Annotated in this window: 13 protein-coding genes; 12 read left to right on the top strand and 1 reads right to left on the bottom strand. The window is 60.2% G+C overall.

Annotated elements, in window-relative coordinates:
- Nucleotides 1–17 precede the first annotated feature (17 nt).
- Entirely contained in the window at nt 18–875 is an 858-nt protein-coding gene (locus tag HWX09_RS25730; protein ID WP_027783706.1) for a lysophospholipid acyltransferase family protein, read from the top strand.
- 32 nt (nt 876–907) lie between these two features.
- Here HWX09_RS25730 and HWX09_RS25725 read toward each other — a convergent pair whose 3' ends face one another.
- Nucleotides 908–1747, bottom strand: coding sequence for a symmetrical bis(5'-nucleosyl)-tetraphosphatase (locus HWX09_RS25725; RefSeq protein ID WP_027783707.1), 840 nt, complete (start codon nt 1745–1747; stop codon nt 908–910).
- 337 nt (nt 1748–2084) lie between these two features.
- Here HWX09_RS25725 and rfbB point away from each other — a divergent pair, with 337 nt between their 5' ends.
- The 11 genes from rfbB (at nt 2085) to HWX09_RS25670 (ending at nt 16184) form a co-directional block, all read left to right on the top strand.
- Entirely contained in the window at nt 2085–3146 is a 1062-nt protein-coding gene (gene rfbB / locus HWX09_RS25720; protein ID WP_027783708.1) for a dTDP-glucose 4,6-dehydratase, read from the top strand.
- Between the two features lie 11 nt (nt 3147–3157).
- On the top strand, nt 3158–4051 hold the full coding sequence (gene rfbA, locus HWX09_RS25715; RefSeq protein WP_027783709.1) for a glucose-1-phosphate thymidylyltransferase RfbA: 894 nt from the start codon (nt 3158–3160) through the stop codon (nt 4049–4051).
- On the top strand, nt 4036–4605 hold the full coding sequence (rfbC, locus tag HWX09_RS25710) for a dTDP-4-dehydrorhamnose 3,5-epimerase (protein WP_027783710.1): 570 nt from the start codon (nt 4036–4038) through the stop codon (nt 4603–4605). Before rfbA ends, rfbC begins: the two co-directional genes overlap by 16 nt.
- On the top strand, nt 4580–5479 hold the full coding sequence (gene rfbD / locus HWX09_RS25705; RefSeq protein WP_027785804.1) for a dTDP-4-dehydrorhamnose reductase: 900 nt from the start codon (nt 4580–4582) through the stop codon (nt 5477–5479). The genes rfbC and rfbD overlap by 26 nt, the downstream gene beginning before the upstream one ends.
- Nucleotides 5472–6380, top strand: a complete 909-nt coding sequence (locus HWX09_RS25700; RefSeq protein ID WP_027783711.1) for a glycosyltransferase family 2 protein — start codon at nt 5472–5474, stop codon at nt 6378–6380. Before rfbD ends, HWX09_RS25700 begins: the two co-directional genes overlap by 8 nt.
- 57 nt (nt 6381–6437) lie before the next feature.
- Nucleotides 6438–7220 (top strand): ABC transporter permease, encoded by a 783-nt coding sequence (locus HWX09_RS25695; protein ID WP_027783712.1) that lies wholly within the window; start codon nt 6438–6440, stop codon nt 7218–7220.
- 10 nt (nt 7221–7230) lie between these two features.
- Entirely contained in the window at nt 7231–7980 is a 750-nt protein-coding gene (locus HWX09_RS25690) for an ABC transporter ATP-binding protein (RefSeq protein WP_027783713.1), read from the top strand.
- Nucleotides 7981–8264: 284 nt separating this feature from the next.
- Nucleotides 8265–10028, top strand: a complete 1764-nt coding sequence (locus tag HWX09_RS25685) for a glycosyltransferase family 2 protein (protein ID WP_230469143.1) — start codon at nt 8265–8267, stop codon at nt 10026–10028.
- A 62-nt stretch (nt 10029–10090) separates the two neighbouring features.
- On the top strand, nt 10091–11524 hold the full coding sequence (locus HWX09_RS25680) for a mannose-1-phosphate guanylyltransferase/mannose-6-phosphate isomerase (protein ID WP_027783715.1): 1434 nt from the start codon (nt 10091–10093) through the stop codon (nt 11522–11524).
- Between the two features lie 207 nt (nt 11525–11731).
- Nucleotides 11732–14959 carry a glycosyltransferase gene (locus HWX09_RS25675; protein WP_175888601.1) on the top strand — a complete coding sequence of 1076 codons (3228 nt, stop codon included), beginning with the start codon at nt 11732–11734 and terminating at the stop codon, nt 14957–14959.
- 133 nt (nt 14960–15092) lie between these two features.
- A complete protein-coding gene (locus tag HWX09_RS25670; protein ID WP_080681316.1) occupies nt 15093–16184 on the top strand; it encodes a methyltransferase domain-containing protein in 1092 nt (363 codons plus the stop codon).
- Nucleotides 16185–16218: the final 34 nt, after the last annotated feature.

Below are 16218 nucleotides of genomic sequence, written 5' to 3'. Positions count from 1 at the left end.
CAAGCCGGATCTTCGTCATGACCGCTCTTCGCAAGCTGCGTCTCGTCTTTCATCTGCTGCGCGGCATGGCGATCGTCGCGCTGCGCTTTTCGCACGTCACGCCCGCACGCCGCGCCGAGCTGATACGCCGCTGGTCGGTCAAGATGCTGCGGATCTGCGGGATGCGCCTCGTCGTCCACAATGACGGCGCGCGGCTCGACGCAAGCGCGCTCGTCGTGGGCAATCACGTATCGTGGATCGACATCTATGCGGTCAACGCGTGGCGGCCGACGCCGTTCGTGTCGAAGGCCGAGGTGCGGCAGTGGCCGGTCGTCGGCTGGCTCGCCGAAAAGCTCGACACGGTGTTCCTGCAGCGCGAGAAGCGTACCGAGGCGATGCGGATCATGCACGAGATGGCCGAGCGGTTGCGTAAAGGCGGCGTGATGTGCGTGTTTCCGGAAGGGACGACGTCCGATGGCCAGGATCTGCTGCCGTTCCATGCGAACCTGTTCCAGGCCGCGGTATCGGCCGGCTGCGCGGTGCAGCCGATCTGCCTGATGTACGAGGACGCGCACGGGCGGCAGTCCGTCGCGCCGGCGTACACGGGCGACCTGTCGCTCGGCAAGTCGCTCGACATGGTGCTGCGCGGCGGGCCGCTCGTCGCGCATCTGTACGTGTGCGAACCGATCGCGCCGGGCGGCGACCGTCGCGCGACGTCCGCGGCCGCGCGCGACGCGATCGCCGCCGCACTGGCGACGCTGCAGGAGAAGGTCGGCAAGCCGACGGCCGAGTCGCTCGCCGAGTTGCAGAAGCACGCGTTTCCGGCGACCGAGCTCGGCGCCGGTGCGACGGGCGATGGGGCGGCTGACGCGCCGGTGCCGGGGCGTGAGGGGTGAGGCGTTTTCCGGTCGTGCGAATCAGCGCGTAATCACTCGCCGCCCGGCGCGCGGCACGCTTCGCACTGCACCTGCGTGACCGTGCGTTGCGCCGGATCGGCCGTGAGCCTCACGGCCGACAACTGGTTTCCCCATACGCATCCCGAATCGAGCGCGACGACGTTGTCGCGCAGCATCAGGCCGAGCGCGGCCCAGTGCCCGAACACGACCGTCACGTCTTCGGTGCGGCGCCCCGACACGTCGAACCACGGCAGGTAACCGGGCGGCGCGCTGTCGGGGCCGCCGTTCGCCTTGAACTCCATTACGCCGTCGGGCGTGCAGAAGCGCAGGCGCGTGAATGCGTTGAAGGCTACGCGCATCCGGTCGCGTTTTTTCAGGTTCGGACTCCATTGATTCGGCTCGTTGCCGTACAGGTTCTGCAACGTGTCGCGCCAGTCGGGGGCGCGGAGCGAGCGCTGGAGTTCGTCCGCGAGTTCGAGGGCGAGCGTGGTGTCCCATTGCGGGAGGACGCCGGCGTGGACGAGCAGTTTGTCGTCTTCGAAATGGGCGAACGGACGGTGGCGGACCCAGTCGAGCAGGGCTTCGGCGTCAGGGGCCGTGAGGATCTCGCCGATGGTGTCGCCCGGGCGCTCGGTGCGCAGCCCGGCGGAGACCGCAAGCAGATGAAGGTCATGATTGCCGAGCACGACGGTCGCCCGTGGGCCGAGATCGATCACCGCGCGTAGCGCGGCGAGCGAGCCCGGGCCGCGGTTGACGACGTCGCCGGCGATCCACAGCGGGGTGTCGGCGGGGGCTGAAAGCTTTTCCAGCAGCGATTGGAAAGCTGAATGACAGCCTTGGATGTCGCCGATGGCAATGGGGGGGAGGGTCATGAGGCGGCGGATTTTGCGAGTATCGAGAATGTGGGAAAAATTATCCAGTTAATGCGGTGTTGCGCAATTTCTGTTCCGTCACATGAGGTTGATTTGGCAAGAAGTTTCGCACTTGGAAAGGGTTCGAAGCGCTGTATCAAGTTGTTAGCGGCATGGCTTTTGCAGGGGGCGGCTCCTTATAATTGTCGCTTTCCCCAACAAAATTAGCATTTCATGACTTTGGAGGCCATGGCGACCGGTTAAAATTCCCGGTTTGGCACAGCGACCACGGTTGCTTGCTACGAATCTGATGCGGTTGGTGTTCCACGGCCTGCCGCGCATTACTAGAGGGAGCCTCATGATCCTGGTTACGGGCGGCGCGGGTTTTATCGGTGCCAACTTTGTACTTGACTGGCTGCGCGATTCCGACGAGGCCGTGCTCAACGTCGACAAGCTGACGTATGCAGGGAATCTCCGCACGCTCAAGTCGTTGGACGGAAACCCGAAGCATGTGTTCGCACGTGTCGATATTTGCGACCGTGATGCTCTCGATGCGCTGTTCGCCGAGCACAAGCCGCGCGCGGTGCTGCACTTCGCCGCCGAAAGCCACGTCGACCGCTCGATTCATGGCCCCGCCGATTTCGTGCGGACCAACGTGGTCGGCACGTTCGCGTTGCTCGAGGCGACCCGTCAATACTGGAACGATCTGAACGACGTCGACAAGGCGGCGTTCCGTTTCCTGCACGTGTCGACCGACGAGGTGTTCGGCTCGCTGTCCGCGACCGACCCGCAATTCTCCGAGATGACGCCGTACGCGCCGAACAGCCCGTATTCCGCGACGAAGGCCGGCTCGGACCATCTGGTGCGCGCGTACCACCATACGTACGGTCTGCCGGTACTGACGACGAACTGTTCGAACAACTACGGCCCGTACCAGTTCCCGGAAAAACTGATTCCGCTGATGATCGCGAACGCGCTCGCGGGCAAGCCGCTGCCGGTGTATGGCGACGGCCAGAACGTGCGCGACTGGCTGTATGTCGGCGACCACTGCAGCGCGATCCGCGAAGTGCTCGCGCGCGGCGCGCCCGGCGAGACGTACAACGTCGGCGGCTGGAACGAGAAGAAGAACCTCGAAGTCGTGCATACGCTGTGCGACCTGCTCGACAAGGCGCGCCCGAAGGCGGCAGGGTCGTACCGTGACCAGATCACCTATGTGGCCGACCGGCCCGGCCATGATCGCCGCTATGCGATCGATGCGCGCAAGCTCGAGCGCGAACTCGGCTGGAAGCCTGCGGAAACGTTCGAGACCGGTCTGGCGAAGACGGTCGACTGGTATCTCGACAATCAGGCCTGGGCCGACGAAGTCGCGTCGGGCGAGTACCGCAAGTGGGTCGAGACCAACTACGCGAGACGTACCTGAGGAGCGATGCGATGGCACGTAAAGGCATAATCCTCGCGGGCGGCTCCGGCACGCGGCTGTATCCGATCACGCATGTCGTGTCGAAGCAGCTGCTGCCGGTGTACGACAAGCCGATGATCTATTACCCGCTGTCGACGCTGATGATCTCGGGCATTCGCGACGTGCTGATCATCTCGACACCGCAGGATACGCCGCGCTTTGAGTCGATGCTCGGCGACGGCAGCCAGTGGGGCATGAACATCCAGTACGCGGTGCAGCCGTCGCCGGACGGTCTCGCGCAGGCGTTCATCATCGGCAAGGAATTCGTCGGGAACGATCCGTCGGCGCTGATTCTCGGCGACAACATCTTCTACGGCCACGATCTCGCGAAGCAGCTCGAGCGTGCGCACGCGCAGGAAACCGGCGCAACGGTGTTTGCGTACCATGTGCACGACCCGGAGCGTTACGGCGTCGTCGAGTTCGACAAGTCGTTCCGTGCGCTGTCGATCGAAGAGAAGCCCGCGCGGCCGCGTTCGAACTATGCAGTGACCGGCTTGTACTTCTACGATAACCGCGTGTGCGATATCGCGGCCGACATCCAGCCGTCGCCGCGCGGCGAGCTGGAAATCACCGACATCAATTCGCGATATCTCAAGGACGGTGCGCTCAATGTCGAAATCATGGGGCGTGGTTACGCGTGGCTCGATACCGGTACGCACGATTCGCTAATCGAGGCGGCCAGCTTCATCGCGACGCTGCAGAAGCGACAAGGCCTCGTAGTCGCGTGCCCGGAGGAAATCGCTTACCGACGGAACTGGATCGACGCGGACCAGGTGCTGAAGCTTGCACAGCCGCTCGCGAAGAATGCGTACGGGCAGTATCTCAAGAACATTCTCACGGACAGAGTTGCATGGCCATCCAAGTAACGGCGACGGCGCTGCCCGAAGTCAAGATCATCGAGCCGAAGGTGTTCGGCGATGCGCGCGGGTTCTTCTACGAAAGTTTCAACGGGAAGGAATTCGCCGAGCAGGTCGCACCCGGCGTCGAATTCGTGCAGGACAATCATTCGCGATCGTCGAAGGGCGTGCTGCGCGGGCTGCATTATCAGATCCAGCACGCACAGGGCAAACTCGTGCGCGTCGTCGAAGGCGAAGTGTTCGACGTCGCGGTCGATATTCGTCGCCATTCGCCGAACTTCGGCAAGTGGGTCGGTGTCGTCCTGTCGAACGACAATCATCGCCAGCTGTGGGTGCCGCCCGGGTTCGCGCACGGTTTCGTCGTGCTGTCGGAGGCCGCGCAGTTTCTTTACAAGACGACCGATTACTGGTTTCCGGAACACGAGCGGAGCATCGTGTGGAACGATCCGGCGATCGGGATCGAGTGGCCGATCGATTTCGAGCCGCTGCTGGCGATGAAGGATGCGGCCGGCAAGCGTTTGAGCGAAGCCGAAGTCTATGCGCGAGGTAGGTGTGAAACCTGAACCGACGATCCTCGTGACGGGCGTGAACGGCCAGGTCGGTTTCGAACTGCTGCGCTCGCTGCAAGGCCTGGGACGTGTGGTGGCGTGCGACCGTTCGATGCTCGATCTGTCCGATCTCGAGCGCGTGCGCGGTGTCGTGCGCGAGTTGAAGCCGTCGATCATCGTGAATCCGGCTGCCTATACGGCTGTCGACAAGGCGGAGACGGACGTCGACGCGGCACGTCGCCTGAATGCCGACGTGCCGCGTGTTTTCGCGGAGGAAGCGGCGCGCACCGGCGCGGCGCTGGTTCATTACTCGACCGATTACGTGTTCTGCGGCACCAAAGAGGGCGTCTATGTCGAAACGGATGCGACCAATCCGCAGAACGTCTATGGGCTGACCAAGCTCGAAGGCGAGCGGGCGATCGCGGCGACGGGCTGTGCGCACCTGATTCTGCGCACGAGCTGGGTGTACGGGCGGCGCGGCAAGAATTTCCTGCTGACGATGCTGAAGCTCGGGAGCGAGCGTCCGGGGTTGCGCGTAGTCGCGGATCAGATCGGCGCGCCGACCTGGTCGAAGACTATCGCCACGGCTACGTCGCACATCGTCGCACAGGCGTTGGTCGCTGATGACGCACACTGGTGGGCGCAGCGTTCCGGCGTGTATCACTTCACGTCGACCGGTGCGACATCGTGGCACGGGTTTGCCGAAGCCATCTTTGCGAACGCAATGGGCGAGCGTGCGCCGAAGGTCGTCCCGATTCCGGCAAGCGATTATCCGGTGCCTGCGAAGCGTCCGGCAAATTCGAGGTTGTCTCTCGACAAGCTGGCCGGGACGTTCGGCCTGCATATGCCGGCTTGGGACGATGCATTACGGCTCTGTCTGAGTGAGTAACTCCAACGAACCATCCGCCCGTCGGGAGCGCACGGGCATCGTGATCGTCTTCTATCGGCCGGACCGCGATTGCGTGGCCCGGGCGAATCGGCTCGCGGCTACGTGGCCATGCGTCGTCATCGACAATACCGAATCCGTATCCACGGCGGATGCGTTGGGGCTGGACGCCAGGGTCGACTACCTGGCAAACGGCGCGAACCTGGGCATTGCAACGGCGCTCAACCAGGGCGTCGAGCGATTGCTCGACGCAGATTGCACGAGTGCGCTGCTGTTCGATCAGGATAGCGAACCCTCGGCGCAACTGCTGATGGAACTGCCGCAACTGCTCGCCGATGAGCGCGCGCACAATCAGCGCGTGGCGCTCATCGGGCCGGCATACGAAGACGCACGCTTGGGCGGAATCGCACCGTTTGTTCGTTTTGGCTACCTGAGGCTGCAACGCATCAAGCCGAATGGAACACGACCGGTCGACGTCGATTTTCTGATCACGTCGGGTTCGTGCGTCAATCTCGCAGCCTGGCGAGACATCGGTCCCATGGACGATTCGCTGTTCATCGATTTCGTCGATCTGGAGTGGTGTGTTCGCGCGCGTTCGAAAGGATACGCGGTGCTGGGCGCGCCGACACTGCGGCTTGCGCACGAACTTGGCGGTGAACCCGTGCGCGTGTTCGGCAGAAAGTATCCGGGGCATAGTGCGGTGCGCCATTACTACCTGTTCCGTAATGCCGTGGCGCTGATCAGGCGCAGTTACGTGCCCTGGACCTGGAAATCGACCGAACTTGTCAAGATGCCGTTTCGTCTTGCGATCTATGCACTTTTCATGCAGCCTCGCCTGACTCACTTGCGGCTGTCGCTGCTGGGCATCTGGCACGGGATACTCGGCCGTGCTGGAGCGCTCTGATTTCATCGGCGATAATTGCCCGATGATTCCCTATTCATTCATTTTTTGAAAGCTCGCATGCTGAATCTCTCACTCGCTGACCTCAAGAAAAGCATCGCATCGTGGCGATTGTGGACGCTGCTCGGGTGGCTGGAAATCCGGCAACGCTATGCGCGTTCGCGCCTCGGGCCGTTCTGGCTCACGATCAGTATGGGCGTGATGATCACGTCGCTGGGTATCGTCTACGGCACGCTGTTCGGGCAGAAGATCAACGAGTATCTACCGTTCCTCGCGTGCAGTCTCGTGCTGTGGGGCATGTTTTCGGCAACCATCCAGGAAGGTAGCGTCGCGTACATCAATAGCGCGTCGTACATCCGCCAGATGGCGACCCCAAAGCTGATCTATATCTTGCAAGTCGTCTGGCGGAACCTGATCGTCCTCGCACACAACTTCTTGATCGTCATCGTGTTGCTGGCGATCTTCGGAGTAAAGCGTTGGGATACGTTGCCGATTTTCATTCCGGCACTTGTCATTTATGTCATCAACGCGATGTGGATCGCGATGACAATCAGCCTGCTGTCGGCGCGCTTTCGCGACCTCCCGCAGATCGTCGGCGCATTGCTTCAGGTTGCGTTCTACGTGACGCCGATTATTTTCCGCCCGGACTCGCTGACCCGCTTTTCGTTCATCGTCGAATGGAACCCGCTCGCTTACCTGATCGATGTCGTACGCAGTCCGCTGATCGGGCAAATGCCGAGCGCGACGACATGGGCAGTCACGATTGGCATGGCGCTGATCGGATGGCCTGTCGCGCTGTTCATGACCGGGCGCTATCTCAAGCGCATTCCGTATTGGGTTTGAGGTCCGTAACATGGCATATATTGAATTGAAGGACGTGACGCTCGATTTGCCGATCTTCGACGTGCAGGGGCGATCGCTCAAGAAGCAAGTGCTCCGCATGGGGCGGCGCAACCGGATCGCCGAGGGTAACGACGGCGTGATCGTCGTTCGCGCGCTCGATAACGTGAACCTGCGTTTCGAACGCGGGGACCGTGTCGGTCTGATCGGGCATAACGGGGCGGGGAAATCGACGTTGCTTCGAGCGATGGCGGGTATCTATCCGCCCACCGCCGGTACGCTCGCGCGCGACGGGAAAGTCGTGCCGCTGCTCGATATTGGCCTCGGCATGGACGAGAATTCGACCGGTATGCAGAACATCCGGCTCCGAGGGTTGCTGCTCGGCATGTCCGATTCGGAGATTAGGGAAAAGCAAGGGGACATCGCCGAATTTTGCGAGCTCGGCGATTATCTCGATCTGCCCATTCGCACGTATTCCAGCGGGATGAAGGTGCGACTTGCGTTCGCAGTGTCGACCGCGGTCGACGCCGAGATCCTGTTGCTCGACGAAGTCATGGGTGTCGGCGACGCATCGTTCATGCATAAGGCGGAGGCACGACTAGCGGATCTGCACAGTCGTGCGGAAATCGTCGTGCTTGCAATGCACTCCAACTCGGAAATTCGGAAGGTTTGCAACAAGGTGCTCTGGATGGAGCGTGGGAGTGTACGGGCGTTCGGGCCGACGGAAGAGATCGTGTCGGCATATGAAGCGGCAACGGCCTGAGCAATAGTCATAAGCTTCGAACCTGGTGGACGCCGCGTTGGCCGTTCGCGGGCTCGTTGCGAAGCAGGTGGGCGCGACGGCTGCGGGAAGGTCCGGCGCAACATCGAGAATCGTCGGATCGAAGGCGTTGCAATGAGCGCGCAGGAAGACACGGCAAGGTGTGGGGCAAATTGAAACTGTTGGAGATACATTCGCTGGCGAAACGGGCAGCCGGAGGTGGTGGCCTCCGCGCTGTCCTGCGCAAGGCATATGGCGTATATCGCCGCGAGGGCATCGTCGGCGTGATGCACAAACTCGTTTGGCTGCGGGCCGGTGCGCCCGGAATCATTGGCCGCGACGACTATGTCGATTGGGTGCGTCACTACGATCAGGTCGATGATGCGACGCGGAATGCCATTCGGCAGCACATCGCCGGTTTCAATCGCTTGCCGGTGATTTCCGTGGTCATGCCCGTGTACAACCCCAAACCAGAATGGTTTGCAGCGGCGATCGAATCGGTACGCGGTCAGCTTTATCCTCATTGGGAATTATGCATCGCCGATGACGTATCGACCGATCCGGCCGTTCGCCCCTTGATCGAGCGTTACATAAGCGAGGATCGGCGTATCAAGGCCGTATTTCGCGAAGAAAACGGGCATATCTCTGCCGCCTCGAACAGCGCGCTGGCGTTGGCGACGGGCGAATGGGTCGCACTTCTCGATCACGACGACTTGCTTCCCGAGCATGCGCTTTACCATGTAGCTAACGTCATCGAGCAGAATCCTTCTGCGCGCATGATCTACTCGGACGAGGACAAGATCGACGAGTCGGGCGTGCGTCATGACCCTTATTTCAAGTGTGCTTGGAATCCCGATTTGTTTTACTCGCACAACATGTTCAGTCATCTTGGCGTTTACGAGAGAGAGTTGCTGAACGAAGTGGGAGGGTTCCGCGTCGGATATGAGGGGTCGCAAGACTACGATCTGGCACTGCGCTGCATCGAACGCACGGATGTCGCGGCGATCCATCACATTCCACGCGTGCTTTATCACTGGCGGGTTCATTCGGAGAGCACCGCTTTCAGCTCGGACGCAAAACCTTACGCCGCGGTCGCCGGAGAGCGGGCACTCAACGAGCATTTCGCGCGGCGGGGCATCGACTGCCAAGTCGAGTACATCGGCTATGGCTATCGTGCCCGGTATGCGTTGCCGGCGAGGCAGCCGCTCGTCAGCCTGATCATTCCGACGCGCAATGCCACCCAACTGGTACGCCGATGTATCCAAAGCATTTTCGAGAAAACGACGTACGCGAACTATGAAGTCCTCCTGATCGATAATGGTTCTGACGATCCGGAAGCTTTGCGCTATTTTGAATCGATAGCGGGGGATCCCCGTATCCGCGTCTTGCGCGATGACAGGCCGTTCAATTATTCCGCGTTGAACAATGCGGCCGTCGAACAGGCGAACGGTGAGCTGGTCGGGCTGCTGAACAACGATGTCGAGGTCATATCGCCGGACTGGCTGTCGGAAATGGTTGCGCTGGCGTTGCAACCGGACGTTGGGGCAGTGGGGGCGAAGCTTCTTTATCCCGACGATACAATTCAGCATGCCGGACTAGTCTTGGGCATTCTGGGCGTGGCCGGGAACGCCCATAAACACCTGCCACGCGCGGCGCGTGGATATTTCGGCAGAGCAGGCCTCATCAACGCCTTTTCGGCAGTCACCGCGGCGTGCCTTGTCGTGCGCACGTCGATCTATCGCGAGGTGGGCGGGTTGAACGAGCGGGATCTGGCGATTGCCTATAACGATGTCGATTTTTGCCTTCGCGTCGGCGAGGCCGGGTACCGAAACGTTTGGACCCCGTTTGCAGAGTTGTACCACCACGAGTCGGCCACGCGTGGCCGTGACGACGACCCTCTCAGGCGAGCGCGCTTCGAGCGCGAGTTCGAGTATATGAAGCAACGTTGGGAGGACCGCTTGAAGCACGATCCTTTCTACAGCCCCAATCTGACTTTGGCGCGTGACGACTTTGGTTTGGCTTGGCCGCCGCGGGTGGAAGTGCCCGCATAGCCGCTCGTGCCGAACCTCTCGCACATGCAGTTTTTAGAGCATCATCATTTTACGGAGTTGACGTGAACGTATATCCGGTTGTCTTGTGTGGTGGCAGCGGTACCCGACTCTGGCCGATGTCACGCGGCGGGTACCCGAAGCAATATCTGAAGCTGACGGGCAGTCACACGCTCGTACAGCAGACGGTACGGCGGTTGCATGGTATGGCGGACGTGAATCCGCCGATCGTGATCACCAATACGGAACAGCGTTTTCTCGTTGCCGACCAATTGCGCAGCATCGACGTGACGCCTTCTGCGGTCGTACTCGAGCCGATTGGAAGGAATACTGCGCCAGCGGTGGCCGCCGCAGCGCTGCTCGCGTTGGAACAGACACCGGATGCCTTACTGCTCGTGCTGCCTTCGGACCACGTCATTCTCGACGAAGCAGTCTTCGCACGAATCGCGTCGACCGCCCGGGACATCGCGAACGAAGGTCATTTGGTGACGTTCGGTATCGAACCGACAAAACCGCATACCGGTTATGGCTATCTTCGTCGCAGCGACGCACTGGCGTCGCATGAAGGTGCCTATGGTGTGGATGCGTTTATCGAGAAACCGGACGCTGCCACGGCAGAGCGGTTTCTCGCGGAGGGCGGCTACTACTGGAACAGCGGCATGTTCATGCTCAAGGCGTCCGTGTACCTTGAAGAACTGGCGCGCTTCGAGCCCGCCGTTCTCAAGCAGGTCGAACTGGCGCTCGCGCAGGCGAAGCGCGACGACGATTTCGTGCGACTCGATCCCGCTGCGTTCCAAGAAAGCCCGAATATCTCGATCGACTATGCGGTGATGGAGAAGACCCATCGCGCAGTGATGGTTGCGACAACCGGTCTCAACTGGAGCGACATCGGTTCGTGGGCAGCACTCGCAGAGATTTCCGCGGCCGACGAGGAAGGCAATACCGTGCTGGGTGACGTGCTGACGGACGAAGTGACCGACAGCTACATTCGCGCGGATCACAGGATGGTTGCCGCGATCGGCGTCAAGGATCTTGTCATCGTCGAAACGGCGGATGCGGTGCTGGTCACACATCGCGACGAGTCGGAACGCGTGAAGAAGATTGTCGAACGGCTCAGTGCGATGGGCCGGCATGAATCGGTCACGCACCGGAAAGTCGTTCGGCCCTGGGGTTCTTATGAAAGCATCGACCAGGGCGAGCGCTTCCAGGTCAAGCGCATCATCGTCAATCCGGGCTCGTCGCTGAGTCTGCAAATGCATCATCACCGCGCGGAACACTGGATCGTCGTCCGTGGTACGGCACGCGTTTTCAATGGCGATCTGGTGACGCTGCTGAGCGAAAACCAGTCGACCTACATTCCGCTCGGTGTGACGCATCGTCTGGAAAATCCCGGCAAGATCCCGCTTGAGCTGATCGAGGTCCAATCGGGATCATATCTTGGCGAGGACGACATCGTCCGCTTCGAGGATCACTACGGGCGGGTGGTCGCGTCGTCGTAAGCGCCACGTCGATCGCTGAGGCTTTTGGTCATATCCGGCAGGCTCGTCGTGGACGCGTGCCGGTAACCGAAAACCCGGTGGCAAGGCGGAAAGCGAGTGCCCGAGCATCCATGTCATCCATGAACGGGGCCGCTGTCCGCCGGTCTGGTAATGAACGTAGCCACGGTTGGGACGAGGGTCTTCCCCGGCTGCCAACGCAAAGCAAACATGACTATTGAAACTGCACTGAGAAAAACTCTGCTCGTCATTCCATCGATCAATGGCGCCAAACTTCTGGAGCGGATGCTGCCGACGCTTCGGATTCCTGGCGAGTTGGTCGTGGTGCTGGATCAGGGGAGTGCGGACAATACTGAAGAAATATGTCGCAGCGCAGGTGTCGGCCTGAGGCAGCTTGGGCGAGCGCACACGTACACCGAGGCATGCAACATCGGCGCAGAAATGGCCAAGGAGCGTGGGTGTGATTTTGTCTTTGTCGCCAACAACGATCTCACGTTTACGACCGATGTGATTCGCGAGTTGCTCGCGGAGCTTTTGACGGATCCGGATCTCGCCATCGTGGCGCCGGCACAGATCCTCATCGACAAGACCGCCACGCAAAGAAAGCTGGCCTATCGTGTCTCGTGGGATCTCGAGACGCTGACTTTCAAGCACGATTTCGTCCCGCCTCCGGGCGATACGAAACGTCTGGAAGCCGATTTTTGCGAGCTGACTCTTGCGGGCGTGCGCATGTCAGTCATCGACAAGATCGGTTTTCTCGACAACGAATATGGGTTCTATCACGAGGATGCGGACTTCGGTTTCCGCGTGCGCGATGCCGGATACACTTGCGCATATCTGACCTACTCTCAAATCGAACACTGGACGAGTTCGACCGTTGCGGAGAAGCCGAGTGAATTCAAGCGCAACTACCTCGCGAAGAACAAGCTTCTGTTTGCGCAGAAGTTTCTGGGGCACTCTGTTTCTCACAGGAATCACCACTCGAAAGAGACGAATTCCTGGAACATCGTCAACAAGAATCTTCATCCGTATTTGAGGCGCTACGGTCTCGTTCATCCCGCCGCACCTGAGCTTGTCTTTTCGCATCCGGGCGCAAAGCCTTTTGATTGTCTTTATACGGTTTGGGAGACGTCGCGTTTGCCCGAGTCGTGGCTGGCATTCAAAGAGCGCTACAAGGTGGTGCTGACGTCCTCCCGTTGGGGGGTAGAGGTACTGAAGAGCGCCGGTTTCGATCGCGTTCATTACGCTCCTCTCGGTATCGAAAGCGATGTCTTTCAGCCGTGGGGGCCGTCGATGCGCTTTTCGGACGGAAAAACCTTTCTTTGGTTTGCCAGTAATCAGTACCGGAAGGGGCTCGACGTCATGGTCAAGGCATGGCGTTCCTTTCATCGCATGCGGCCTGACGCCAGACTGATCCTGATGGGCACGGGCATATTGAAAGCCATGCCGAGTCCTGACAGCACGCGCATCTGGAGGAACTTTCGCATAGCCGAGTATCTTTCGGAAGGGATCGCAGTTTACGAAAGCATCGCAGGCATGGACGAGGAGTTTTTGGCGACGCTCTATCGCAGTGTGGATTTCACGGTTTGCTCGTCCCGCTCGGAGGGATTCGGGTTCGGGATTGCCGAATCCATGGCGTGCGGTACGCCAGCCATTTTCGGGAATTTCAGCGGAATGGCTGATTTTGCGATTCCCGGCGCATTGTTGTTGACCGGAATCGAAATCCCGGCCGATTACTCTGACAAGGGTTTCGGCACGATCGGGACCTGGTGGGAGCCGTCCGCCGAGCATCTGGCGACGTTGCTGCTGGAGGCGAACGACATGGACGCGGTGCGATACAGACTTCTTTCGGAAGCGGGCGTTCGTGCCATTCGCGCGAAATTCTCGTGGCGCGAATGCAGCCTGTCGATCCGTAGAGCGTTGATTGAGGAAAACGAAGGAAAATTCGAGCTACCGACAGCGCGGTCGAAGGCGTCTGCAAATGCGCGCGGTATGGGTGGAATGCAGTTGCCGTCGTCCGGCGAAGCGGGCTGGAACACGACCGGTGCGGGCGCGTCCATGCGGTGGAAGGGCGTTGTCGTGCGAGGATTCCGACGTAGCGGCTTTCTGGCGAACTTCTTTGCGGATCGTTTGGAGCAGCAAGGTTGGAAGCACGCACTTGCCATATCGTCGAAGCAACTGGTCGCTCCTTTTTTCCGGACGCGGGTGCAGTGGCTCAAACAGCGCATCGCGGGCGAAGGACAGGTCTCGGATCAGCAGGCGCCGGTTCTCCCCATTCGCTTCGCGAGCGAACCGCTGGAACTGCGGGACGGGGTCCTTTTTATCGGCTATGCCGAGGGCGCATTGGGCCTGGGGCAAGCATTCCGTGCGAATCTGGCGGCGGCCGAAGCTGTCGATTTGCCGTTTGCCGTCTATCCGTTCCGAGTGGGGATCGAAAGCAGATTGATCGGGGAATACATGCCCCATCGATACGACAAGAAGCATCCGTACGACGTCAATGTGATCGAGGTCGCTTGCGATCAGGTTCCCGCCGTGTTTCGTGAGCTGGATCCACGACTTTTGGCGCAGTCCTATAACATCCTGTGCCCGTATTGGGAGCTAGCAAGGGCGCCGGAGGCTTGGCGCGGAAATCTTGCTCATATTCACGAAATCTGGGCACCCAACACGTTCATTGCCGATGCGTTCGCACATATCTTCGACGGACCAATCACAGTCATGCCGCCCGCGATGGACGATACCGGCGGAGACCATCCGGGGCGGGCGCATTTCGGTATGGACGAGGAGCGCTTTTATTTCATGTTCAGCTTCGATTACTACTCGTCGCCGTTCCGGAAGAATCCACTAGGTGTCCTCCAGGCATTCCAGGAAGCTTTCCCGCTCGGCGACGAGAATGTCGGGCTAGTGATCAAGTCGACCGGGGCACCCGATCACTTCCCCGACATCAAGGCCATCATTAGCGATGCGATGCGACAGGATCCCCGGATTCTCATGTTCGACTCGAACATGGCGCGCGACGAGATGCTTGGTTTGATCCGTTCGTCGGATACTTATGTGTCGTTGCATCGTGCCGAAGGTTTCGGGCTCGGCATGGCGGAAGCGATGACGTTCGAGCGGATCGTCATTGGTACCGATTATTCCGGTTGCACCGATTTCCTGACCGCCGAGACAGGCTATCCGATTCCGTACCAGTTGCGGCCGGTGGCGTCAAACGAATATCCGTGGTCCGAAGGGCAGTCTTGGGCGGAGCCCGATCAGGCCGCCGCAGTCGAAGTGATGCGGCACGTCGCAGCGGATCCGTCGGAGGGGCGCAGGCGTGGCAGGGTTGCGCGCGAACGCATCTGGCGCAGCTACGGTTCCGTTCCAGTGGGCGAGGCGATGCGTGACCGGCTAGAAGTGCTTTGGGCGAAACGTCGCTCCGAACGGTTGTCACGCGATTGAAAATCTATCGATCAACATCGCATCGCGTAAGCGCATGACGTTCACTTAATTGATTTTGCCAAGTTCCTATCGAGATTGCTTGAGGGGCAAATTGATACCCCTCCAACATCTCAAACGCAATTCGGAGCACCTTATGACTGTGAGCCAACTGAAGCAAACCATGAAACGCTTCGCGCGACCTTTGCTGGCGCCGTTGCTGTTTCGCTTGAATCGGCCGTTGATACTGATCGAACCTCGGCTCCAACATCTCGAAAACGAGCTGCGATCGTCGTCGGCAACCACAGATCGCCTGAAGCAGGAGTGCAACCGCAGCCAGCGGACGATCGACGATCTGACCAAGGTCTGGTTGCGGGTGCGCAACGACATGAGCGGAATCGACAATCGGCTCACGCATCTGTCGGACATCGAGGGAAGGCTGCAAGCCGGGATCGAAGCGCGGCTCGACTCGGCTATCGCGACTGCGGTCGAGAAGCGCCTTGAAACAATGGCGAATGGCTCTGCGCAGTCGATCGACGGTCTTCGCCAGGACATGGCGCGGCGCAGTGCCCAGGTCGATGACACATTGCGCTACTTGCTCGACCGCGTCGAATTCGTGCGTCGCGAAATGATGTACGAACTGAGCTACGGTGCCGGACGCAATGTCCGCCCGGGCGCCGTATCGAATGATGTCGTCGCGAAGGTGTTGGCGCCGGGCAAAGTGGAACAGGCCAAGGCTACGGGCAACTTCAAGGTTAACCTGGGATGCGGTCACATCGCGATGCCGGAATATGTCAATGTCGACGCCCGTGAGGTTCCGGGCGTCGATGTGGTGGCCGATGTCGGCGGTTTGCCTTTTGACGAGGGGAGCGTCGACGAAGTGTTTTCGTCGCATCTCGTCGAACATTTCCCGCAGGAGGAGCTGCGGCGGCGACTGTTGCCGCACTGGCGGTCCATGTTGAAACCCGGCGGACGTTTGCGCGCGATCGTGCCCGATGGCGAGGCCATGCTCAATGGGGTGGCGACAGGTAACTACTCTTTCGATGACTTCCGCGAGGTGTTGTTCGGAAGTCAGGACTACAACGGCGATTTCCATTTCAACTTGTTGACACCCGCAAGTCTCACGAAATTGGTCGAAGAGGCCGGATTCGGGCAGGTCGAAGTGCCGGTCCGTGGTCGCCGCAACGGCCAGTGTTTCGAGTTCGAGCTGTCCGCGATTCGCTTGGGGTCGGCGGACGAACATCAATGAGTGCCGGCGTAAAACCGGCGTGCTAAATCATACC

Source organism: Burkholderia sp. BCC1208, assembly GCF_902833095.1.
In the GTDB taxonomy this organism is placed as follows: Bacteria; Pseudomonadota; Gammaproteobacteria; order Burkholderiales; family Burkholderiaceae; genus Burkholderia.
Note: the sequence above shows the minus strand (reverse complement) of the source record. Positions and strands in the feature narration are given on the sequence as shown.

What these genes read in the sequence shown, in the direction of transcription:
- HWX09_RS25730 (WP_027783706.1), top strand. Translation starts at nt 18, where the DNA reads ATGACCGCTCTTCGCAAGCTGCGTCTCGTCTTTCATCTGCTGCGCGGC.
- HWX09_RS25725 (WP_027783707.1), bottom strand. Translation starts at nt 1,747, where the DNA reads ATGACCCTCCCCCCCATTGCCATCGGCGACATCCAAGGCTGTCATTCA.
- rfbB (WP_027783708.1), top strand. Translation starts at nt 2,085, where the DNA reads ATGATCCTGGTTACGGGCGGCGCGGGTTTTATCGGTGCCAACTTTGTA.
- rfbA (WP_027783709.1), top strand. Translation starts at nt 3,158, where the DNA reads ATGGCACGTAAAGGCATAATCCTCGCGGGCGGCTCCGGCACGCGGCTG.
- rfbC (WP_027783710.1), top strand. Translation starts at nt 4,036, where the DNA reads ATGGCCATCCAAGTAACGGCGACGGCGCTGCCCGAAGTCAAGATCATC.
- rfbD (WP_027785804.1), top strand. Translation starts at nt 4,580, where the DNA reads ATGCGCGAGGTAGGTGTGAAACCTGAACCGACGATCCTCGTGACGGGC.
- HWX09_RS25695 (WP_027783712.1), top strand. Translation starts at nt 6,438, where the DNA reads ATGCTGAATCTCTCACTCGCTGACCTCAAGAAAAGCATCGCATCGTGG.
- HWX09_RS25690 (WP_027783713.1), top strand. Translation starts at nt 7,231, where the DNA reads ATGGCATATATTGAATTGAAGGACGTGACGCTCGATTTGCCGATCTTC.
- HWX09_RS25685 (WP_230469143.1), top strand. Translation starts at nt 8,265, where the DNA reads ATGCACAAACTCGTTTGGCTGCGGGCCGGTGCGCCCGGAATCATTGGC.
- HWX09_RS25675 (WP_175888601.1), top strand. Translation starts at nt 11,732, where the DNA reads ATGACTATTGAAACTGCACTGAGAAAAACTCTGCTCGTCATTCCATCG.
- HWX09_RS25670 (WP_080681316.1), top strand. Translation starts at nt 15,093, where the DNA reads ATGACTGTGAGCCAACTGAAGCAAACCATGAAACGCTTCGCGCGACCT.